A 22,361-nucleotide genomic window follows, 5' to 3' on the forward strand; every position below is an offset into this window, starting at 1 on the left:
ATGAACATGGACACTATCGTCAAAAATTACCTGCAAAAATTCGGCGTCTCCGAAGCCACCCAGACCTTCCTCGGCAAGGTGCAGAAAATGTTCATAGGCGGCGCCTTTGTCGACGCCAGCGACGGGCAGACTTCCGATGTCATCGAACCCTCGACCGCAGGCCTGATCACCCGGATTCCCATGGGCACCACCGAGGACCTGGATCGCGCCGTGCAAGCCGCCCGGGCGCAATTCGACGGTGGCGCCTGGCGTCAGGCCAAACCGGCAGAACGCGAACGCATGATGCAGCGCCTGGCCGACCTGATTGAAAGCAACGCCGCCGAGCTGGCCGAAATCGAATCGATCGACATGGGCAAGTCAGCTGCCTTCGCCCGGGATGTCGATATCCAGGGCACGGTGGATACCCTGCGCTATTTCGCCGGCTGGGCGACCAAGCTTCACGGCCGCACTGTCGAGCCATCGCTGCCGGGCAACTACCTGGCTTATACGCGCAAGGAAGCGGTGGGGGTGGTGGGTGCCATCGTGCCGTGGAATTTCCCGCTGCAGACCATGGCCTGGAAGCTTGGCGCCGCGTTGGCAACCGGTTGCACCGTGGTGGTCAAACCGGCCGAACTGACCTCGCTGTCGGCCCTGCGTTTCGCCGAACTGGTCCAGGAAGCCGGCATCCCGGACGGCGTGATCAATATCGTCACCGGTCGCGGCAGTGTGGTCGGAGCGGCCATGGCCACCCACCCGGGCATCGACAAGCTGACCTTCACCGGTTCGACCCCGGTCGGTCGCACCGTCGGCCGCGCGGCGCTGGACGAAATGAAGCGACTAACCCTGGAACTCGGAGGAAAATCACCGGTAATCGTGCTGGCCGATGCCGACGTGAAAGCCGCCGCCCAGGCCATCGCCAACGGCGTGTTCTTCAACTCGGGCCAGGTGTGCGATGCCGGTACGCGGGCTTATATTCATCGCAGCGTCTACGACGAGTTCCTGCGCGAACTGATCGCTTATACCCGGACCTTGAAGATGGCGCCGGGTCTGGACCCAGATTGCTTCATCAGCCCGCTGGTCTCGGCGTTGCAGCAGCAGCGAGTGACCGACTACATCGAAACCGGCAAGCAGGAAGGCGCGCAACTGGTCTACGGCGGCCAGCCTGTGGAGGGCCCCGGTTTCTTCGTCGAGCCGACCATTTTTGCCCATTGCCGCAACGACATGCGCATCGTCCAGGAAGAGATCTTTGGCCCGGTGTTGGTGACCGCACCGTTCGACGATGAGGAAGAGGCGCTGGCATTGGCCAATGACTCGCCTTACGGGCTGGCGGCCGCACTGTATTCCAATGACCTTGGAAAGGTGCACTGCCTGATCCCACGGTTGAAAGCGGGGTCGGTCTACGTCAACGCCCACGGCACCCTCGACCCATCGATGCCGTTCGGTGGCTACAAGCAGTCTGGATTCGGCAAGGACCTGGGCGCGGAGCAGCTCGATTATCTGCTGGAGACCAAGGCGGTGTGGATCACGCTGCCCTGAGTCATGGCTGACTCAAACCCTGTGGGAGCGGGCTTGCTCCGGGCGGCGTTCCGACGATGAGGGCGTGTCAGTCGACATCTTTGTTGCCTGCCCCTCCGCTATCGCGAGCAAGCTCGCTCCCACAGGTTCTGCGCCTCACCCAAATGAACGCAGTTATCCCGTCATGATCTTCCAAAAACAAGAGCCCATCATGAACATTGACGCCAAAGCCACCCCCAGCCTGTCCATCCTCGACGACAAACCCATCGTCGAAGGGCATTCGATCGATTTCATCCCGGAGAGCGAGCGCACCGACAAACTGTCGAGCCAGGGCCCATTCTGGTTCCTCGGCAATTTCACCTTCTTCACCATGACCATCGGCTTCGTCGGCCCGAGTGTCGGCCTGACCGCGCTCTGGACCACCCTCGCCGGTACGTTGGGCATCATGTTCGGCACACTGTTCATGGCCTTTCATGGATCGCAAGGCCCGCATCTTGGGCTGCCGCAGATGATCCAGTCCCGTGCGCAGTTCGGCTATCGCGGGGTGATTCTGGTGCTGCTGGCGACGCTGTTCGTGTTCGCCGGTTTCAACATCGTCAACCTGGTGTTGATGATGCAGGGCCTGCACACGCTATTCGGCTTCAACCCAATTGTCGTGGCGGTGGCCGTGACGGTACCGGCCGCCGTCCTGGCGATCCTCGGTCACGACTGGATGCACCGCAGTTTCAAATGGGCATTGTTTCTGTCGCTGCCGCTGTACGGCCTGGTGACCCTGGCGGTGCTGATGGGCTGGGTGCCCGATGCGCCGATGCCGCTGCTGGCCGCCGGTGAAGTGGCCCCGGCACCCTTGGGTTTCAACTGGACCGGTTTCATCGCCCAGTTCGCTGCGGCGGCGAGCTACAACATCGCCTATGCGCCTTATGTGTCCGACTATTCGCGCTACCTGCCGAAGAATACTTCCAGCGGTAAATTGATCGCGGTGGTGTTTCTCGGTGCCTCGTTGTCCGGCGCCTGGATGATTTCCGTGGGTGGCTGGCTGGCCGATCACCTGCATTCCACCGACGTGTTGGTCGCGCTTGGCCAGGTGGGTAACACCGTGTCGCCGTTCATGGGCACGGCCGTGGTGGTGGTCACGATCCTGGCGTTCCTGCCGGTGATCGCGATGAACATCTACAGCGCCAAGCTGACCACCCTGACCTGCGTCGATTCCATCAAGCACATCGAGCCGACCCGCAAGGCACGGATCCTGGCCATCGGTTTCGTGATCCTGCTGCAACTGGGCGTGGCCCTGAGCATCCAGAGTTCGGGCAAAGGCCTGTCAGTGCTGGGCATCTACCTGGTGGTGATGCTGTACTTCCTGGTGCCCTGGACCTCGGTCAACCTCACCGACTATTTCTTCGTGCGCAAGGGCCGCTACGCCATCCCGCACTTCTTCATGCCCCACGGCAACCTCTATGGCAGCTGGGGCCTGCGCGGCATCGCCGCCTACGCGATCGGCTTCATTTCAATGATCCCGTTCTTCTACATCTACGACGGCGTCGAGCAGCGCGAGGTCTATGTCGGCCCGCTGGCCAAGGCCCTCGGCAGCATCGACATCGCCTGGCTCGTCGGGCTGATCGTCTCGGGGCTGGCCTACTACTGGTTGAGCCGCTCGATCGACCTCAAGCGCGAAGAAACCGTCATTCAGCACATCGAAAAAACATCCCCGCAATACACCACCGGCGACCGGCTGACCAAGCCCTCGTTGCCGGTATTCAACGAATCGACGGCCGGGAGATAACCATGGCTACGCAAAAATACGACTACATCATCATCGGTGCAGGCTCGGCCGGTTGTGTGTTGGCCAACCGCCTGAGCGAAGACCCGGCCACTTCAGTGCTGGTACTGGAATTCGGTGGCAGCGATCGCAGCGTGGTGATCCAGATGCCGAGTGCGTTTTCGATCCCGATGAACACCAAAAAGTACAACTGGCGCTACGAAACCGAGCCGGAACCTTACCTCAACGGCCGGCGTATTCACTGCCCGCGCGGCAAGGTGCTGGGCGGCTCGTCGTCGATCAATGGCCTGGTGTACATCCGCGGCCATGCGTATGACTTCGACGAATGGGAATCCCTCGGCGCACAGGGGTGGGGCTACCGCAATTGCCTGCCGTACTTCAAGCGGGCCGAGCATTACGAGGAGGGCGGTGACGGCTACCGCGGCAGCACCGGTCCGTTGCACACCACCAACGGCAATCATATGAAAAACCCGCTGTATGGCGCCTGGGTCGAAGCCGGAGCCGAAGCGGGCTATATCAAGACCGACGACTGCAACGGTTTCATGCAGGAAGGGTTCGGTGCCATGCACATGACGGTGAAAAATGGCGTGCGCTGCTCCACCGCCAACGCCTATCTGCGCCCGGCCATGGGCCGTCCGAACCTGACCGTGATCACCCACGCGATGACCCGTCAGATCATTCTCGAAGGCAAACGCGCGGTGGGGGTCATCTATGACCACGATGGCCAGAGCCACCAGGTCTATTGCAACCGGGAAGTGCTGGTATCGTCCGGCCCCATCGGCTCACCGCACCTGCTGCAACGCTCCGGCATCGGCCCGGCCGAGGTCCTGCGTAAAGCCGGGATCGGCGTGCGCCATGACCTGCCGGGGGTAGGGGAGAATCTGCAGGATCACGCCGAGGTCTACATCCAGTTCGGCTGCAAGGAACCGGTGACGCTCAACAGCAAAATGGACCCGCTGAGCAAGCTGTTGATCGGTTTGCGCTGGCTGTTGTTCAAGGACGGGCTCGGCGCCACCAACCATTTCGAGGCCGGTGGTTTCATCCGCTCCGACAAGGGCCTGCGCTGGCCGGACATTCAGTTCCACTTCCTGCCTGCCGCCATGCGTTACGACGGCAACAAACCGATCAAGGGCCACGGCTTCATGGTGCTCACCGGGCCGAACAAACCCAAGAGTCGCGGCCATGTGCGGGTGCGTTCGGCGGATCCCTACGAGCATCCGCAAATTCAGTTCAACTACCTGCAACGGGAAGAGGATCGTGAAGGTTTCCGCCGCTGCATTCGCCTGACCCGGGAAATCATCGGCCAGCCGGCGATGGACCGCTTCCGCGACGGCGAGATCGCACCCGGGCCGCAGGTCAATACCGATGAAGAGATCGACGCCTTCGTCCGCGAGAACCTGGAGAGTACCTACCATCCTTGCGGCTCGTGCCGGATGGGCGAGGACGACATGGCGGTGGTGGATTCCGAGCTGCGGGTGCGGGGTATCGCGGGTCTGCGGGTGATCGACTCGTCGGTGTTCCCGACCGAGCCGAACGGCAACCTCAATGCACCGACCATCATGCTCGCCGAGCGTGCGTCCGATCTGGTACGCGGGCGCAGCATGCTGCCCGCATCCGATGCACCGGTGGGCTTGGTGGAGGATTGGGAAAACAGTCAGCGATCGACATTGCCGGGACGTAATGTGAGGGTTTGATCCGAGTACGACAAGCCTCCCGTATGCCCCGATTCCCCTATCCCATGGAGATCTAAATGTGGGAGCGGGCTTGCCCGCGAAAGCGGCCGTCCAGTCAACCATGATGTTGCCTGACACTCCGTCTTCGCGAGCAAGCCCGCTCCCACATTTGATCGGGGTGATGCATAACATCAGTGTTCGCCGCAGCCCCTACAGGTTTTATGTAAGCCGAGGATCCTGCTTACTTCACTTCAACACCTGCAACCGATAAACCCCATCCTCGCTTTCGATCCCGTGGGTGTCATGGGTGAAACCGGGGAAAGATTTGTCGAAGCTTTCCAGCGCCTTGAGATAGGCCAGCAATGGCCCGTCAGCCGGCCCTGCGTTCTCACCTGGCATCAACAATGGAATGCCCGGTGGATAGGGCACGATCCCAGTCGCGACGATCCGCCCGGCGGCTTCTTCCAGGGTCACTCGTTCGACCTGGTTTTTCACCAGTTTCTCGTACGCCTCCACCGGACTGAATTCAGCCTGCGGCAGCATGCCGAACGCCTGGGCCATGGTCGCCGTGGTCTTGTGTTGCTTCATGGCGGCAAAGATGTCCGCGGCGAGGTCCTTGAGGCCCATGCCGGCGTAGCGTTGCTGGTTGGCGGTCAGCAGGTCCGGCAGGCACAGCTCGAGTTCGAGGTTGTCGTCATAGTCGCGCTTGAAGTCGAGCAGGGCGTTGACCAGCGTGCCCCATTTGCCTTTGGTGATGCCGATGGAGAACAGGAACAGGATCGTGAAGTCGGTGGTTTTCTCGACGACGATGCCCTGGCGTCCGAGGTAGGCAGTAAGGACGCAGGCGGGGATGCCGAAGTCCAGCAGGTTGCCGTCGTCGCCCATGCCGGGGCTCAGCACCGAGACCTTGATCGGGTCGAGCATGCAGTAGCCGTCCTCGATGTCGCCGAAACCATGCCACACCTCGTTCGGGTGCAGCACCCAGCAGTTCGGCTCGGTTTTCAGCAGCACCGGATCGACTTCATGGAAGGGTACCGCTGCGCCACCCACCTGCACTGACGGCGGCTGCCAGCAGGTGAAAAACCACTCATCCTTGCCCAGCATCTCATTGTGCATGCGCGAGATGACCTGGCGGAAAGCGATGGCTTCTTCAATGGATTCGGTGGTCAGGATCTGCCCGCTGGGCGCTTCCATCATCGCCGAGCTGACGTCGCAGGAAGCCATGATCGCGTAGTTGGGCGAGGTCGAGGCGTGCATCATGAACGACTCGTTGAAGCGCTCGTGCGCAATCGGGTTGCTGCCGTTGCGCACGTGAATCATCGAGGCCTGGGACAGCGCGGCCAGCAACTTGTGCGTCGATTGCGTGGCGAACACGGTCGGGCGCGACTCATCGTGATCGTCCGGGCTGCCATGCATGGCAAAGCGGTCGCGATACAGCGGGTTGAACCGCGCATAACCGTACCAGGCTTCATCGAAATGCAGCCGGTCGACACTCTGGCCCAGCAACGCCTCGACCCGGGTAACGTTGTAGGTCAGGCCGTCGTAGGTCGAATTGGTAATGATGGCGTGGATCGGCGTCGGATCGATACCGTCCTTGACCAACGGGTTGTTGGCGATGGCGGCTTGCACCCCTTCGGCACTCAGGGTTTGCGGCAGGATCGGGCCGATGATGCCGTAGCGATTGCGGGTCGGCACCAGGTAGGTCGGGATGGCCCCGGACAAGGTCATCGCGTGCTCGGCGGATTTGTGGCAATTGCGGTCGCACAGCGCGATCTGGTTGCGCGTGACGCTGGCCATGAGAATGACGCGGTTGGACGTCGACGAGCCGTTGGTGACGTAATAGGTGCGGTGCGCGCCAAACACCTTGGCGGCATAACGCTCGCCCTGGCCGATGGGGCCGCTGTGATCGAGCAACGAACCGAGTTCACCGACCGAAATCGACAGGTCCGAACGCAGCAGGTTTTCCCCGAAGAACTCGTAGAACGCGCGGCCCGCGGTGCTCTTGAGAAACGCCGTGCCACCGGCATGCCCGGGGGTGTGCCACGAATATTCATAGGTCCGGGAAAATTTCAGCAGTGCACCGAACATCGGCGGCAGTACCGCCTGCCGGTAGCGTTCGATGGCGGCCAGGATGCGCCCGCTGAGGAAGCGGCTGGTGTCCTCGGGCAGCCAGATGAAGTCGTCGGCGTGCTGCATGACCACCAGCGGAATGCTCGACGCCGTGCTGCGGTCGCTGATCAGGAACACCGGCACCCGGGTGTTGCGTTCGCGCAGGCTGGTCAGCAGTTTGATGCATTCCTCATGGCCTTCGCTGTCATCCATTTCCCAGCTGAGCAGCACGCATTGAATGGCCGGATCCGAATGCAGGATCGAGGTGGCGTCGCTCAGGCTTTCCGAGACCAACACGCTGATGGAGCGTTCTTCCACATCGCTGATCAACTGATTCAGGGCGCGACCGAATACGGTTCTTTTGTCCGCCGGTCTGCTCACCAGCAGCGTGAGCATGCCGAGCAATTGTCTATATTCCGTCATGATTGAGTCTCCAGAGTGGCAGTTTGCAGATTGTTCACCGGCACCGGCTCGCCACTGATGTGCTGAGCACTGACAGTCTGCGTCGGTACGCTGTTGTTAAGCGCCTCGAGGCGGATCAGGCGGTTGTTGACGAAACCGAACAGCGTGTAGCCGAAGAGGGTTGCCACGCCGCCCAGCATCAGCGCCTGTTCGCCCGAGCTGTACAGCGCCAGGTAGCTATAGGCCGCCGCAATCAAGGCGATGATGTTGGTGGCCAGTGCTTTGCCCGGCGGCACGTTGGAAACCTTTTGCATGGTGATCAAGGCGGCCATGGACAGGATGTACGGCACCAGGTTGGTGACCACCGCGAGGTTGACCAGAATGTCGAACTGCTTGCTCAGGTCCGGGCTGATGGTAAGAAACCCGAGCGCCGTCTGGCCCGCCAGCAGAATCATCATGCCGACAATCGGCGTGCCAGCTTTGTTGGCCTTGGCGAAGATCGGCAGGAAGTAACCGGTGTCCGCCGAGCTTTTGAACACCTGGGCGATGGTGAACTGCCAACCCAGCAACGAACCGACGCAGGCCAGCACCATTGCCGCCATCACGATGTCGCCCACCAATGGGGTGAACATTTTGGCAAACACCAGCCCGAACGGCGCGGTGGAGGAGGCCAGTTCCGGGTTGTCGACGATGCCGGCGATGACGTTGGTGGAGACGATGTAGATCACGGCCGCGCCGAGGGTGCCACCGAGTACGGCGATCGGTACGTTTTTCTCCGGATTTTCCACCGCGTCGGTGTTGGCGCACGCCGACTCCAGGCCCAGGAATGCCCACAACGTAATCGCCACCGATGCGCCCGCGGCTTCCAGCCAGCCCATGTTGTGCGGGTTCCAGCCGGCGGCATAGACACTGCTGTCGAACCAGAACCAGCCGATGGTGGATACCAGCACCACCGGCGCAATCACTCCCCAGACCGTGACCGCACCGATCCGGCCCGTAATCCGCGCGCCGCCGAAGTTGGCAAAGGTGGTGATCCACAACAACGCGATGGTCGCCAGGCCCACTTGCAGCGAACCTAGCTGCACGTCGAACAGCACCTGGATATAACCGACCGCGGTAATACTGATTGCCACGTTGGCGATCAACAGCGAGAGGCCATAGGTGTAGTTGGTCAGGTAGTTACCGGCCTTGCCGAAGGTGTACTCGGCATAACCGCCCATGCCCCCGGTCTTGCGACTGAGCATGCCGCAGCGTGCAAAGGCATAGGCCAGCGCCAGGGAACCGGTGGCCGTAATCAGCCAGGAAAGAATGGAAATACCGCCGACTTCGGCGAGTTTGGTCGGTAACAGCACAATGCCTGAGCCCAACATGTTGACGGCCGTCAGCATCGTCAGTTGCCCCACGGTCATTTTCTTTGCGCCTGACATTCCGTTGCCCCTATGGGTTGCGTTTGGAAGCGTTAGCTATAGCCAAGGTTTGAAATCTCGCAAGAAACGTCCGTAAGACATGGAGAAAACAGGCTATCGCGCACTTAAGGCATTTTGCTGGCCCCGAAGTCTCGATCTATTGACCAAAATCAATTTATTTTCAGATAGTTAGGATCGAATGCAAATGCGGAATGTGTTGATCGCGCTCATGTCGTGCGGCCTGGCGAGTGGTAGCGCCTGCGTCCAGGCCAGGGAGTTGGTGGCAAATGACCAGTATCTGTGCAGCTGGGGCGCTGGAACGGCAGCCAAAGCCCAGGAACTCAAACTGTCGGGAGTCTCGTTGTATGCCGCGCGCCAGAAGTTGCAGGCCTACAAATTCAGCAAGCCATGGATGCGCATGATGGCCATGGGCATTACCGAGCAGACCTACGACAGTCAATCGCGGCTCAAGCCGGCGGCAATCAGACAGAGTTTTTACGATGACTGCGTCCGCTACAAGGTGGCGCGTAAATAGCGCCCGTGAACCGGGCAACACCGGCAAGCCGTGCTCCAACGGTGGGTTTGCCTCAGTCGCCTGCAGCCCGGCGGGGCGCAGGGCGAAATGTTCAAGGTCTCCTATACTGGAGCGCTCTGAGAGTTTCCCTATCCTTCACAGTGAGGAGAACGAACATGGCAATTCGTATAGGCGACGAAGCACCGGATTTCAGCGTCGAAAGCACCGAAGGCACACTTAACTTCCACGAGTGGATAGGCGACAAATGGGCCATCCTGTTCTCGCATCCGAAGGACTTCACCCCGGTCTGCACCACCGAACTCGGCTACATGGCCGGCCTCAAGCCCGAGTTCGACAAACGTAACACCAAAATCGTCGGACTCAGCGTCGACCCTGTCAGTAACCATAAAACCTGGGCCAAGGACATCGAAGAGACCCAGGGCCATGCGGTCAATTACCCGATGATCGGCGACGAGAACCTGGTGGTGGCCAAGCTCTACGACATGATTCATCCCAACGCCAGTGGCGGCGCACGGACCGCCGTGGACAACGCCACGGTGCGTTCGGTGTTCATCATCGGCCCGGACAAGAAGGTCAAGGCGATGCTGATCTACCCGATGAGTGCCGGGCGCAACTTCGATGAAGTGCTGCGTCTGCTCGATTCCCTGCAGTTGAACGCCAAGCACACCGTTGCTACTCCGGTGAACTGGCGGCCGGGGGATGACGTGATCATTCCCACCTCGGTCTCCGACGAGGATGCACGCAAGAAGTATCCGGAAGGCTTCAAAACGGTGAAACCTTACCTGCGCACGGTGGCTCAACCCAAGTAACCGTCCCTGATGCCGGGCACCCGCTCACGCCGCGGGTGCCGGCTTCGCCAATTCAATCCCGGCGGCACCCAGGCGCTTGAGGATCTCGAACAGCAGGTCGCTTTTGGTAGTGCTGACAATTCTCGGGCTGCCAACATAACCGGTAATGGTCAGCGTGATGCCTTCGGGGGTCAGTTTGCTGAACCGGACCACCGGCGCCGGTTTGTCGAGAATGGTCTCGTGCTCGCAATACGTGTCGTACAGCAGGTTTTTCACCTGTTCGGGGTCGATGTCCAGGGGGAAGGTGAGTTCGAGTGTCGCCACCCCTTGGGCGCTGCCGCCCAGGGTCACGTTGCGCAAGTTCTGCGAGATCAGCTGCGAGTTCGGGACGATGACGATCGAGCGGTCACTGAGCTGGATTTCAGTGGCCCTCACGTTGATTCGACGGATGTCACCTTCGACCCCGCTGATACTGATCAGATCGCCCACCTTCACCGGCCGTTCGGTCAGCAGGATCAGGCCGGAGACGAAGTTCTTGACGATCTCCTGCAAGCCAAAGCCGATCCCCACTGACAAGGCGCTGACGATCCAGGCCAGATTGGTCCACTGCACGCCCAGGGATGACAGCGTCAGCAGAATGACCAGGGCGTAGCCGATATTGGCGAACAGCGTGCTGAGCGAGGCCCGCATGCCCGGGTCCATCTCGGTCTTGGGCAGGAGCTCGTTATCCAGCCAGCGGCGCAGTGAGCGAATCAAGTAGATGCCGATCAATAGCGCCATTACGGCGTTGAGCAAGTGGCCCGGGATGATATTCAGTTTGCGCAGGCCGCCGCCGCCGAGTATCGCGAAGATGTTGGTGAGCAGTTGTCCGAGGGTTGTTCCGATGCCCCCAACCAGCAGTGTGACAAGCGCCAACAGCAACAGCCCGGCCCTACCGGCCCCCGACAAAATGATCGAAATCTGCTCCAGGCGAGGATCTTCGATGCCCAGCATCTGTTTCAGCGCCTTGCCGCTTGGACTCCTGGGTGAAAAAAGGTATTCACAGGCGTCCTTGAACAGCTGCATCAGCAGGTAGAAGCCGGAGAGGATCATGAATCCCCAGACCAGTTCGAAGGTGATGAACCTCGCCAGAGAAATATAACCGCTCAACAGCGATATCAGGGCAATCAATATCGCCAGACCGGTGATGGCGTATAGCAGGCCGGCGAAGGTCGTGCCCGCTTCGGGGGCTTCGCCGCTCGCCGCGACTGATCTTCGGACTTTGCCCGTGCGCCACAATAAAGCCGCGACTATCGAGGTGACCGTCAGCCCGATGACGCCTCGACCGCCGAGCACGACCTCACTGCTCATGCCAGCTGCGTTGGCGACCTGGACAATCGTCATCTGCACCAGCAGGACAGCGGCCAACAGTCGAGGAAAAGGTTTGAGCGACAGCGCCACCGGATCGGCAATCGCGGGCAACCGCCAGGAGGGATGTTGCGTGGACAACAAGGCGCGGCTCAACGCGGTAATCAGCACGCAGGCATAAACGATCTTTTCGAATTCCTGGGAAAAGGTCATCAGCATCGGCGTCAGTGGACTTTCGCGCGTGCAGGCAAAAAACAGCAATTGCAGGGAAATGCCAACGGTCAATACCGTGGCCAGCACCGAGGCGAGTGCGAGTGAGCTGCGGCGCAGGCGCCCCTCGGGCATGCGGTGGATGCACAGCCACGCCAGCCCTCGTTCGGCGAGCCTGCGGCCCAGGGTCCAGAGGACCAGGGCCAGCAACAGCAATGCCACGGTGAAGAGGCGCTGACCGGGTTGCCAGGCGGACTTGATCACGTCTCGCGCCTGATCGATGAACGAGCCCAGGCGCTGCCGATCGTCCGGCGACGGGTTCAATAGCGGTGACCAGAAACCCGGATTTAGGATGCTCCGGGTGCTCAGGGTCAGTTCGCTTTCCAGCAGGTTGCGCCGAATGCCGGCAATCTGGGTGATGAGGTCAGTGGCACTCTCCTTGAGTGCTGCCAGGGTTTTCAAGGTGGCGTCGACTTTGTTTTTTTGCTCGTTGAGCGCCGCCCTTTGCGCGGCGATATCGGATTGCTCCGTTGCTACATCGTCGAGCGGAACAGGCCCCAACACGCCGAGTTGTGCGCGCAATTGAGTCTGCAGGGGAAGCAATGAGGCCGACAGGCGATCGACATCGAGGATGAACGCCTGAACCAGATCCTGCGGGCCTTCCAGCTGGTTGTAGTTGTCTACCAGCGAAATCTGCTGCTTGAGGATGTCCAGTCGAAGTTGCAACGCCTGGAGGTCGCTGTGGGAAACGGCAAGGATTGCAGCACCCGGTCTGGGCACTGAAGCGTCTGGCGGGTCCGCTGCCGACAGCATTCCGGGACTCGACCCGAAAAGCGTGAAAGCGACGAAGATCATGGCTTTCAATGCAGGACGCATAGGCTGTTCGACTCTGTTGATAGTCTCTCAGCCTATGAGGTTAGGTCATCACACCGGTTTTCGAATGGTTTTGTCGTACGCGCTCAGCTGCCCCCGCTGAACGGGGGCAGGGGAGTCGGGCCGGTCAGACGCGTTCGAACAACACGGCGATGCCCTGGCCGCCGCCAATACACATGGTCGCCAGGGCATAACGACCCTGGACACGGTGCAGTTCATGAATGGCCTTGGTGGCGATAATCGCACCGGTGGCGCCCACCGGATGGCCCAGGGAGATGCCGGAACCGTTGGGGTTGACCTTCTCTGGATCGAAGCCCAGTTCTTGCGCTACCGCACAGGCCTGGGCGGCGAAGGCCTCGTTCGATTCGATGACATCGAGGTCGGCAACGGTCAAGCCTGCGCGTTTGAGCACCAGACGCGTGGCGGGAATCGGGCCCAGTCCCATCAGTTCCGGTTCGACACCGGCGTGGGCATAACCAACCAGTCGCACCATCGGCGTGAGGCCCTGCGCACGCACCATTTCACCGGTAGCCAAGATCAGCGCACCGGCGCCGTCATTCAGGCCGGAGGCGTTGCCGGCGGTCACGCTACCGTCTTTTTTGAAGGCCGGTTTCATCTTGCCCAATTGCTCGGCGTTGACCTCGGCGCGCACATGTTCGTCAGTGGCAAAGCTCACCGTACCTTTACGGGTCGCCACTTCGATCGGCACGATCTGCTCGACAAACCGCCCTTCGGCAATCGCCCGGGCCGCACGCTGCTGACTCAGCAGCGCCAGCTCATCCTGGGCCTGGCGGGTGATGCCATAACGTTCGGCGATGTTTTCCGCGGTGATGCCCATGTGGAAACCGGCAAAGGGGTCTTGCAGCACGCCGAGCATGAAGTCGATGGCCTGCATGTCACCCATGCGTGCGCCCCAGCGTGCCTGCGGCAACAGATAGGCACCACGGCTCATGGACTCGACGCCACCGGCCAGCGCGGCACCGGCATCCCCCAGCATCAGACTTTGTGCTGCACTGACAATGGCCTGCAAACCGGAGCCGCAGAGACGGTTGACGTTGAAGGCCGGCGTTTCCTTGGGCAGGCCGGCATTCATTGCCACGGCTCGGGAGATATAGGCATCACGTGCTTCGGTCGGGATCACATGCCCCATTACGGCGTGACCGATGTGCTCCGGCGCCAGGCCCGAACGCTCGATGGCGGCGCGGCAAACGTCGGTGGCCAGCTGGATGGGTGGCACATCCTTGAGCGAGCCGCCAAAGCTGCCGATGGCCGAGCGTACGGCGCTGATAACAAAAATATCGGATGGGTTCATGGGGGTTCTCCTGGATAGGCACCGGATTTTATTTAGTTTGGATGCTTTTATAGGAGGGCGAGTCTAGATTCGGCAAAGTGTTGCGCCTATGCCGAAACTGCTCAAAGGCGCTGGCGTTTTTTGCCATTTTACTTGAGGTTTTCGCAGTCCCATGTAGGAGCTGGCTTGTCGGATCGCCGCACCGCAGCGAAAGCGGTCTGTCAGTCAACACCTCTACTGAATGTGCCGCCGTCTTCGCCAGCAAGCCGGCTCCTACACGGGATCGGCGGCGTCCACCGAATTGGTGTTCACTGAAGATCCCCGTAGGAGCTGGCTTGCCAGCGAAAGCGGTCTGTCAGTCAACACTTCTACTGAATGTACAGCCGTCTTCGCCAGCTTGCGCCTACATCACGCGGTGCTCTTGCATTTCGGTGACAACCTAAGCGTTGCCATGTGGCGCCTTTGTCAATGATCACTGATGCACCACACACCCTGGGCCTGGTACTCCAGCACATGCTCGCGCCCTTGGTGGTCGAGGTATGTGAACCGTGCGGGGACGATGCCGCACGCTTGCGAGATATCGGTGCTGGTCAGCTCTTTGGCGACGTCCAGATGGACGAAGAAACCGGTCTTGTCGTGGATGACAGGGTCGGCGGTGTGGGTATCGGCCAACGCCGGGCCGGTGGCGAGGAGGGCGGCCAAACCGAATATGAACATTTTCATGATGATTCCCTCTGTTCAGGGCTGATTGGCTGCTGGAGGGTGGCCTGGCAGTGAGTTCAGGTTCACCAGGCGATCCGCACAGCCAACCAACAGTGGAATGACAATTCTGTAACGAATTGGCGCCGGGGTTTCGGCTGGCGACCAGCGGCTCCCGGTGTGGGAGACTGACGCCACCACGGTAGGAAGCGAGGGTGCTGGCTACGCTGACAACTCGATGACAAGTTTGTAATCTCCATGGCTTCAACCCTCTGCGATGGAATCGAGTGGAGGCCATTCACACTGCTCAAGGAGGCGCATCATGTCCCAGCCAATCAGGTCCGGCCTGGCCAGTTTGACGAACTCGGTGCTTCAATCGCTGGGCGCCGGCGATAACTCGGCAAGCATCGTCTTGCCACGCTGCAAGCAGGTGGTGCTGTGTCTGGTTGACGGGCTGGGCGCTCAACTTCTGGACCGTTATGCCCACAGGGCTCCCTATCTGAGCTCACTGGTCATCAGGGGGGAGGGGCAAGTACTGCGTTCGGGCTTTCCGTCGACGACGGCTGCCAGCCTGGCTTCGCTGGCAACCGCAGAAGACAGCGGTACTCATGGCATAGTGGGTGCGGCTTTCAATGTCGAGGAGTGGCAGTTCAATCCTCTGTCCTGGCAGCTCTTCGACCCGCGCACCGGTCGACTTGACGCAGCCGCCGCCTGTGCCGAACAGATCGTGGCCAGCCAGTCGGCCTGGGTGAAGGCGGCCGCCGGTGGCTTGTTGATCAATGCGTTTCTGCCTGCCGCCATTGCCGGTTCGGCCTATACCCGGACCGTGTTCAACGGGGCCAACGTCATTGCGTTCACAGATCCCGACGATCTGATTGCAAACGTTCGGTTGGCGTCAAAGTGCAATGATCGACAGCTGTCGTACGTTTATTTCGGTGAACTCGACCTGTGCGGACATTTGCATGGACCAGGATCCGAGAAGTGGCAGGACACGCTCGAAGACATCGATCAACGAATCCGCAGTCTGCGAGATCAAATTGAGCAGGATGCGCTGCTGATAGTGACCGCTGATCATGGTATGACCACGATCGAAGATGCCAGGACCTTTGATTTTGATTTGATGCCGGACTTGCAACGGGGAGTAGCCAGTCTCTGTGGTGATATTCGGGCGCGGCATGTTTATCTTCAAGACCCCACCGATTCCGATGCAGTGAAGCGCTGGCGCGAAGTTCTCGCAGGCCACTTTGATGTGCTCACGCGAGAACAGGCTTTGGTCCTTGGCCTGTTCGGGAAGAACGTGACGGATGCCGCGTGCAAGCGCATTGGCGATCTTTTGCTGGTCGCCGGGGACAATGCCGGCCTGGTTCGCTCTGTCCGAGAACCCTTTCAGACCTCGTGGACAGGTCATCATGGAGCGTTGTCGGATGAAGAGCAGCTTGTACCTTTGATTATCGCAACCGGGGGATGAAACGCCGCAAAGGCGTTTCCATGAACCGGGATATTGTCGAACGACGTAATGCCGTACGTCGGAATCGAGGAACGGCGCCTCATGAAAAAACTTCCAACAACAGTCACAGCCCGGGAGTTTGACCATGAATGACGATAGCAAGCAGGAAGCCCTGGATGCCTGGTATCAGCTCCTGAAAGAGCCCCAAATCCGCATGGATCCTGAAGAGCAGTACGACGAGTTGCTCAAGGCCGCCGATGAGATGGAACGCAAAGGGCTTATCAACAGCGTTGAATGGCGCGGACTGGTTCGCCAGGCCGGTAGTGCTTTTGCCAACGCGATAGAAGGGTTGGGGCGCGGTACCTAGGGATCTGGCGTTGTCGGACGATTGTTGGTGTCCGGGCCGGCGAAGGTCATTCGGCCTGTTGGGCAAACCATTGCATGATCAGCCCACACGCCGGGTGCGAAGCTGCTGAAGGTTGCAGGTTCAGCGCGTAGATTCCGCGGGTTTTCAAGGGGGGGCCGAAGGGTATGACCAGCACGCCCCGTTCGATGGATTCGGCCGCCAGGGTCAAGTCGGTCATGGCCACCCCCAATCCTCGCGCTGCGGCATCGAGCGCCAGCTCGTCGAGGTTGAAGGGGATGTGTCGGTAATCCTCCAGCGACTTGCCGCCATTGGCTACCAGCCACTGGACCCAGTCATGCTTGTCCGCCGAACGATGCAGCAGCGCGAAACCCACGAGATCTTCCACCGCCTGCAACGGCCGGGTCGGGCTGCCCAGGCCCGGGGCGCACACCGGCACCAGGGCTTCCTCGAACAGGGTCAGGCAATCCGGATCAGCGGACGGCTCCGGCAGATAGAGGATGTAGGCATCGCTATCGATCGCTGGCTCCACCACTTCAGTCGCCACGGTTTCGATCGACAGCAAAACGTCCGGGTGACTTCGATAGAACTCGCTCAACTTCGGCAGTAACCATCGCACTGCCAGCGACACATGCATGCGGATGCGGAAAGGCCGTTTCTGCGGTGCAAGCCGGTCCTCAAGTGTTTTCAGTTGCGCCAGGATAGTGCGCGCGGTTGCCAGCACCTGTTCGCCCTCCGGCGTCAGTCGGACATGGCGGCTGTTCCTCACAAACATCGGTAAGCCGAAGTGACTCTCCAGTTGCTGAATTTTCCGGCTCACTGCGCTTTGGGTCAGGCACAGCGTCTGCGCAGCCTGGGTGAAGCTACCGGTGTCGGCGACTTCGACCAATGCCTGCAAGGCCTGGAGCGAAGCAACGTGGCGAATTTTATCCATGCGTTTTCTGAATGGCTCGATGATTTTATAACGTTGGTTGTATTGCCGAAGGCCTTATAGATTCTAGCTCTAGCTACCGCCAACTCAAACCACTGATGCGATTGTTGCATGAGGTTGTGCTTTGAACAGAGACGGCTCGCAGAACGACAGTCGAATGAGGTGACGCATGGAAAATAGATGTGGCTGGATTGCGCAAGCTGGAGATTCTCCGGCACGCGCTCGCCTGAGCGGCACGCAAAAGGCTGACTGGCTGATTATTGGTGCCGGCATCACCGGCCTGTGTGCCGCTCATTCGCTGGCAGACATGCACCCTCAGGCACGTATCGTGGTCGTTGACCGGCAGCGCGCGGCGCAGGGGGCTTCGGCACGCAATTCAGGCTTTGTGGTGGGCCACGAGCACCCGACCGATGACGAGTTGATCGGCCGCCGGGGTTTTGCTGATTTTGCAGTGGACACCGAGATTTCCCGGGTCGCCAGCGAGGAAGTACGCCAGCGCATTGTTCGGCATGGCATCGAGTGCGATTTCCGCGATTCGGGTTATTTCTTTGCCGTCAGCGATCCGGGCAAACTGACCCAGGTCGAGGCCAAGCTGCAAACGCTACGTGCCGTCGGCGCCCGCGCGGAGTTTCTGCAAGGTGAGGCACTGAGCAAGAAGCTCGGAACCCGGCATTATCAGTCCGCGATCTGGTGTGGCAATGGCAACGCGCTGCTGCAACCGGCGAAGTATGTGAAAGGTCTGCTCGATACGCTCCCGGACACCGTCACCCTCTACGAAAACACTGACATCAGCGGGCTCGAACGTCTGGGTAACGGAAGTCTTCGCGCCAACGCTGTCAACGCGAGCATCGAAGCAAAGCAGGTGCTCGTCTGCCTGAACGCTTTCATCCCGCGCGCCGGGATCGCGGACAGCGGCACCTTCGCGATGGAGCTCAGTGCCAGCCTCACGCGGCCGCTCAGTGACGAAGAGTTCAGCGCCATGGGCGCTGTCGAACCCTGGGGCGTACTCTCTACCCGGCCACTTGGCGCCACGGTGCGCCTGACACCGGACCGTCGGGTGATGATCCGCAATACGGCGGAATACCGTTCCCGGGACTTGTCCGGCAGTGAACTCGAGCAGCGTCGAAAACACCATGTGCTCGGCTTGCAGCGACGTTTTCCATGGCTGAACGAGCAGGACATCCAATACACCTGGACCGGACACCTGAGCGCCTCACGCTCCGGCCAGCCTTACTTTGCCAAGGTCGAAGAGGGCGTTTTCGCCGTGGCCGGCTGCAACGGTTCGGGCGTCGCGCGCGGCACCCTGTGGGGACGCCTGCTCGCCGAACTGGCATCGGGCGCCAGCTCGCCGATCCTGACATCGGTCATGCACAGGGCTCAGCCGGGCTGGTTGCCGCCGCGCCCCTTGCTCGATATCGGTGCCATGCTGCGAATGCGCGTGGAGGCGGTCAGGGCCAGAACAGAAGTCTAGAAAACCCGGCATTCGGCAAACAATAAAAACTCATCAACAACCAGGTGATTGAACATGCGCGTCAACAATATTCCGCTGATGGTCGTGCTGACGACGTTGTCGGCAGCCGGCTACGCCGACGAAGTCGTCAACATTTCGAACTGGAACGGCTACATCGCCGACGACAGCCTGACCACGTTTACCAAAGAAACCGGGATCAAGACCACCTACGACATTCACGACAGCAACGAAGTGCTGGAGTCGAAGTTGATGACCGGCAACACCGGCTATGACGTGGTAAGCCCTTCGAACCATTTTCTGTCCCGATTGATCAAGGCAGGCGCTGTTCAGAAGCTCGACAAAAACCAGCTGCCCAACTGGAAAAACCTTGACCCGGCACTGATGAAGAAACTCGAGGTCAATGATCCGGGCAACCAATACGGCTATCCCTACATGTGGGGCACCGCGGGCATTGGCTACAACGTCGAGAAGATCAAGGCGATCTTCGGCAACACCGACGTCACCCGTTCCTGGAACCTGTTTTTTGATGAAAACAACATCAAGAAGTTGAGTCAGTGCGGCGTGGCGATTATCGATAACCCCACGCAGGTCCTGCCGATCACCCTCAACTACCTGGGCCTGCCGCCCCACAGTCACGATCCTGCGGACTACAAGAAGGCCGAGCAGGCGCTGCTGAAAATCAGACCCTATGTGCAGTATTTCCATGCTTCCAAGTACATCAGCGACCTGGCGAACGGCAACGTCTGCGCGGTAATCGGTTTCAATGGGGACGTGGTACAGGCGGCGGCCAGCGCCAAGGAAGCCAACAACGGCATCGACATCGCCTATTCGATCCCCGACGAAGGATCGACCCTGTGGTTCGACATGGTGGTGATGCCCAAGAGCGCGCCGCACGAGAAGAATGGCTACGCCTACATGAATTACCTGCTGACGCCGCAGGTCATTGCCAACATCAGCAACAGCGTCCACTACGCCAACCCCAACCTGGCGGCGGATCAGTATGTGGTTCCAGCCGTGAAGCAGGACCTGGCGATCTACCCGCCGAGCAGTGTGCTGGACAAGTTGTTTACCGTGGAGGAACTGCCTGCGGCCATCGCACGGTTGAGTACCCGGTTGTGGACCAAGCTGAAGACCAATACCTGACTGAGCGACCGCCGCCGCCAGGGCCGCCGCTCGGACTGGCGCGGCTCAGGTGTAGGCCAGGAGTCGACCGCAGAGGATCACGGTGACCCATAGCGCAATCGAAAACAGCGCCTGGATCCTGGCAATTCCAGGTGCCGCAACGGCGGTGTTCCATCGGTTGACAGAGCGGTATACACCGACGTGGAACAGGGCTGCATTGACGCCCGCCGTAGCGATCAGGCACAGCTTCAGGATAAAGACGCCATTGGAGGCGAAATCATGGGGATGGGCTGAAAACATCATCAGCCCGGCAGGCACGATCAACAGCAGGGCCGCAATCGACCAGGTCAGGAGGTGGCGCGCCAGGGCCGTCACCGCAATGTCTTTCGACAGCCCGAGCACCCGTAGATCGAACATCACGACAGAGCCGACCAGCACCGTGAAACCGATGATGTGAACCACCTCGACCATCGGATACAGCCACAGGTCGCCACGCATGGCTGCCCCAACCGGCGAGTCATTCAACCAGTCCAGCCAGCTGTCCGGGTCCGTCCCACCGCTGCTATCGACGGCCTGCATCATCGCAGCTCTGTGGTCTTGTCGCTGACCGTGATGCGTTCGGCGCGCAATTCTTCAGGCTTGTTGCGATTCTGATAGCCGACCACGGTGGCCTTGTTACCCACACTCAACATGTCCCGGGACAGGCCGCGATTCTCCATGCGCGAGGGCGGTGCAAGGACGACGTTCCAGGTCTTGTCCGCTGTCTTGAGGCGCACGAAACCGTGGGGATGGGAGTAGCCGGATTCTTCTATTGTGCCGTTCAGTTTCAGGGATGTGCTGGAGTCATATTCACTCCAGCCGTGATGAGCGAACGCCGCAGTTGTGGCCAATAAGAGCGACAATCCAATGCTGCCGAGTATGCCTTTCATGACAAGTTTCCTGTTGCAGATTATTGAACAACTTGACTCCCGACGTACCAGGCCAGGGTTTAGCGCAGATGGTTTTTAGAATAACTCGGCATTGTTCAGCGCTGTAGCGCGCCATCAGGGATAAGTGTTTCTGAAAAAGTAGAAGTTTGAATATCAATAAGTTGCCAGTCGGTCATTATCTCCCGCCTTTACAACAAGACACTTAACAGCCAGCCCGCGACACCGCTTGCGATAACCACCAGCCAGGGCGGGAGTTTCCAGAACATCAGCGCCACCAGGGCAACCAGCGCCAGTCCAAAGTCCTGGGCCTGGACAATGGCGCTGGTCCAGACCGGCTGATACAGCGCGGCCAACAACAGACCAACCACCGCCGCATTGACCCCGGCAAGTGCAGCCTGGGTGCGTAAACTGCGACGCAAGCGCTCCCAAAAGGGCAAGACGCCCATGATCAATAGAAAGGCCGGCGCGAAGATCGCCAACAGGCAGATCATGCCGCCGATCCAGCCCGAAGGGGCAAGGCTCATCGACGCGCCAAGGAACGCGGCGAACGTAAACAAAGGTCCGGGCACCGCCTGAGCGGCGCCATACCCGGCGAGGAAGGCATCATTGCCGACCCAGCCGGTGGGCACCACCTCGGCTTGCAGCAGGGGCAGAACGACGTGGCCCCCACCGAATACCAGTGATCCGGCCCGGTAGAAGGCATCCACCATCGCCACGGTTTGATTGGGCAGCACCTGGGCCAGCAGGGGCAGGCCCACCAGCAAGGCCAGGAACAGCGCCAGCCAGATTGCCCCGGTCCGGCGTCTGATCGTGATCGGGAGTGGATCGTGGCCGGCACTCTGCCCGGGCTTGAACAGCAGGAGCCCGGCAACGGCCGCGGTGGCGATTACGCTGACCTGGCCCCAGGCGGACGGTTCGAGCAGGGCTACGCACGCCGCAATCGCCATGAGGGTGACTCGCGGCACGTCCGTGCACAGGTTTCGCGCCATGCCCCATACCGCTTGCGCGACCACCGCGACGGCCACCACCTTGAGGCCATGCAGTGCGCCGGGGGAAATGGCAGTGCCATATCGGGAAATGCCCAGTGCAAACAGGATCAGGGCCATAGCCGAAGGCAGCGTAAAACCGGCCCAGGCAGCCAGCGCCCCGCCGTATCCCGCCCGGGACATACCCAGTGCGATGCCGACCTGACTGCTCGCCGGCCCCGGCAGGAATTGGCAGAGGGCTACCAGATCCGCGTAGCTGCCTTCGCTGAGCCAGCGTCGTCGTGTGACGAACTCATCGCGGAAGTAGCCCAGGTGCGCAATCGGGCCGCCGAAAGAGGTCAGCCCGAGGCGCAGGAAGATGAGAAACACCGACCACGCACTACTGCGGTCATCGGCACGAGCGTTGGCCATGTATTTGCCTTCCTTGTCTAACGGTTCCGATTCAATCATCGAAGGACGATAGCGAGTGTCGATGACCTGAAAAGGCGCCCCTTTCGAAGCGACTCA

Annotated in this window: 18 protein-coding genes; 9 read left to right on the forward strand and 9 right to left on the reverse strand. The window is 60.3% G+C overall.

Annotated elements, in window-relative coordinates; genetic code table 11:
• Positions 1-6: 6 nt before the first annotated feature.
• From ACA067_RS12010 to betA, 3 genes are all read left to right on the forward strand, one after another.
• A complete protein-coding gene (locus ACA067_RS12010; protein ID WP_497461953.1) occupies positions 7-1,515 on the forward strand; it encodes an aldehyde dehydrogenase family protein in 1,509 nt (502 codons plus the stop codon).
• A 190-nt stretch (positions 1,516-1,705) separates the two neighbouring features.
• On the forward strand, positions 1,706-3,274 hold the full coding sequence (locus ACA067_RS12015; protein WP_497461954.1) for a purine-cytosine permease family protein: 1,569 nt from the start codon (positions 1,706-1,708) through the stop codon (positions 3,272-3,274).
• Between the two features lie 2 nt (positions 3,275-3,276).
• Positions 3,277-4,965: a choline dehydrogenase gene (gene betA, locus ACA067_RS12020; protein ID WP_497461955.1), complete on the forward strand. Its 1,689-nt coding sequence runs from the start codon at positions 3,277-3,279 to the stop codon at positions 4,963-4,965.
• Between the two features lie 225 nt (positions 4,966-5,190).
• Here betA and ACA067_RS12025 read toward each other — a convergent pair whose 3' ends face one another.
• Together ACA067_RS12025 and potE are read right to left on the reverse strand one after the other, a co-directional pair.
• A complete protein-coding gene (locus tag ACA067_RS12025) occupies positions 5,191-7,476 on the reverse strand; it encodes an Orn/Lys/Arg family decarboxylase (protein WP_497461956.1) in 2,286 nt (761 codons plus the stop codon).
• On the reverse strand, positions 7,473-8,882 hold the full coding sequence (gene potE / locus ACA067_RS12030) for a putrescine-ornithine antiporter (RefSeq protein ID WP_497461957.1): 1,410 nt from the start codon (positions 8,880-8,882) through the stop codon (positions 7,473-7,475). Before potE ends, ACA067_RS12025 begins: the two co-directional genes overlap by 4 nt.
• Positions 8,883-9,060: 178 nt before the next feature.
• On the opposite strand from potE, the gene ACA067_RS12035 reads away from it, so the two are divergent.
• Positions 9,061-9,396 (forward strand): hypothetical protein, encoded by a 336-nt coding sequence (locus ACA067_RS12035; protein WP_497461958.1) that lies wholly within the window; start codon positions 9,061-9,063, stop codon positions 9,394-9,396.
• A 155-nt stretch (positions 9,397-9,551) separates the two neighbouring features.
• A complete protein-coding gene (locus ACA067_RS12040; RefSeq protein WP_307332922.1) occupies positions 9,552-10,205 on the forward strand; it encodes a peroxiredoxin in 654 nt (217 codons plus the stop codon).
• A 24-nt stretch (positions 10,206-10,229) separates the two neighbouring features.
• Here the strand turns inward: ACA067_RS12040 and ACA067_RS12045 are convergent, their stop codons facing one another.
• The 3 genes from ACA067_RS12045 to ACA067_RS12055 all read right to left on the reverse strand — a co-directional run bounded on the left by ACA067_RS12045 (position 10,230) and on the right by ACA067_RS12055 (position 14,628).
• Positions 10,230-12,617, reverse strand: a complete 2,388-nt coding sequence (locus ACA067_RS12045; RefSeq protein ID WP_497461959.1) for a DUF3772 domain-containing protein — start codon at positions 12,615-12,617, stop codon at positions 10,230-10,232.
• 124 nt (positions 12,618-12,741) lie between these two features.
• A complete protein-coding gene (locus ACA067_RS12050) occupies positions 12,742-13,926 on the reverse strand; it encodes an acetyl-CoA C-acyltransferase family protein (RefSeq protein ID WP_497461960.1) in 1,185 nt (394 codons plus the stop codon).
• 444 nt (positions 13,927-14,370) lie between these two features.
• Positions 14,371-14,628: a DUF2790 domain-containing protein gene (locus ACA067_RS12055; RefSeq protein ID WP_497461961.1), complete on the reverse strand. Its 258-nt coding sequence runs from the start codon at positions 14,626-14,628 to the stop codon at positions 14,371-14,373.
• A gap of 298 nt (positions 14,629-14,926) precedes the next feature.
• On the opposite strand from ACA067_RS12055, the gene ACA067_RS12060 reads away from it, so the two are divergent.
• The gene (locus ACA067_RS12060) at positions 14,927-16,072 is read left to right on the forward strand and encodes an alkaline phosphatase family protein (RefSeq protein WP_497461962.1); all 1,146 of its coding nucleotides are present in this window, start codon (positions 14,927-14,929) and stop codon (positions 16,070-16,072) included.
• Positions 16,073-16,196: 124 nt separating this feature from the next.
• The gene (locus ACA067_RS12065) at positions 16,197-16,418 is read left to right on the forward strand and encodes a hypothetical protein (RefSeq protein ID WP_497461963.1); all 222 of its coding nucleotides are present in this window, start codon (positions 16,197-16,199) and stop codon (positions 16,416-16,418) included.
• A gap of 46 nt (positions 16,419-16,464) precedes the next feature.
• On the opposite strand, the gene ACA067_RS12070 is transcribed toward ACA067_RS12065, so the two are convergent.
• On the reverse strand, positions 16,465-17,349 hold the full coding sequence (locus ACA067_RS12070) for a LysR family transcriptional regulator (protein ID WP_497461964.1): 885 nt from the start codon (positions 17,347-17,349) through the stop codon (positions 16,465-16,467).
• Between the two features lie 166 nt (positions 17,350-17,515).
• Between ACA067_RS12070 and ACA067_RS12075 the strand changes: the two genes are divergently transcribed.
• Positions 17,516-18,817, forward strand: a complete 1,302-nt coding sequence (locus tag ACA067_RS12075; protein WP_497461965.1) for an NAD(P)/FAD-dependent oxidoreductase — start codon at positions 17,516-17,518, stop codon at positions 18,815-18,817.
• Positions 18,818-18,871: 54 nt separating this feature from the next.
• Positions 18,872-19,960, forward strand: coding sequence for a polyamine ABC transporter substrate-binding protein (locus tag ACA067_RS12080; protein ID WP_497461966.1), 1,089 nt, complete (start codon positions 18,872-18,874; stop codon positions 19,958-19,960).
• 45 nt (positions 19,961-20,005) lie between these two features.
• Here the strand turns inward: ACA067_RS12080 and ACA067_RS12085 are convergent, their stop codons facing one another.
• The 3 genes from ACA067_RS12085 to chrA all read right to left on the reverse strand — a co-directional run bounded on the left by ACA067_RS12085 (position 20,006) and on the right by chrA (position 22,265).
• Positions 20,006-20,518: a DUF6644 family protein gene (locus tag ACA067_RS12085; RefSeq protein WP_497462765.1), complete on the reverse strand. Its 513-nt coding sequence runs from the start codon at positions 20,516-20,518 to the stop codon at positions 20,006-20,008.
• Positions 20,518-20,868 carry a DUF6152 family protein gene (locus ACA067_RS12090; RefSeq protein WP_497461967.1) on the reverse strand — a complete coding sequence of 117 codons (351 nt, stop codon included), beginning with the start codon at positions 20,866-20,868 and terminating at the stop codon, positions 20,518-20,520. Before ACA067_RS12090 ends, ACA067_RS12085 begins: the two co-directional genes overlap by 1 nt.
• A gap of 188 nt (positions 20,869-21,056) precedes the next feature.
• Positions 21,057-22,265 carry a chromate efflux transporter gene (gene chrA, locus ACA067_RS12095; protein WP_497461968.1) on the reverse strand — a complete coding sequence of 403 codons (1,209 nt, stop codon included), beginning with the start codon at positions 22,263-22,265 and terminating at the stop codon, positions 21,057-21,059.
• Between the last annotated feature and the right edge of the window lie 96 nt (positions 22,266-22,361).

It is taken from the genome of Pseudomonas sp. LBUM1674 (genome assembly GCF_059695635.1).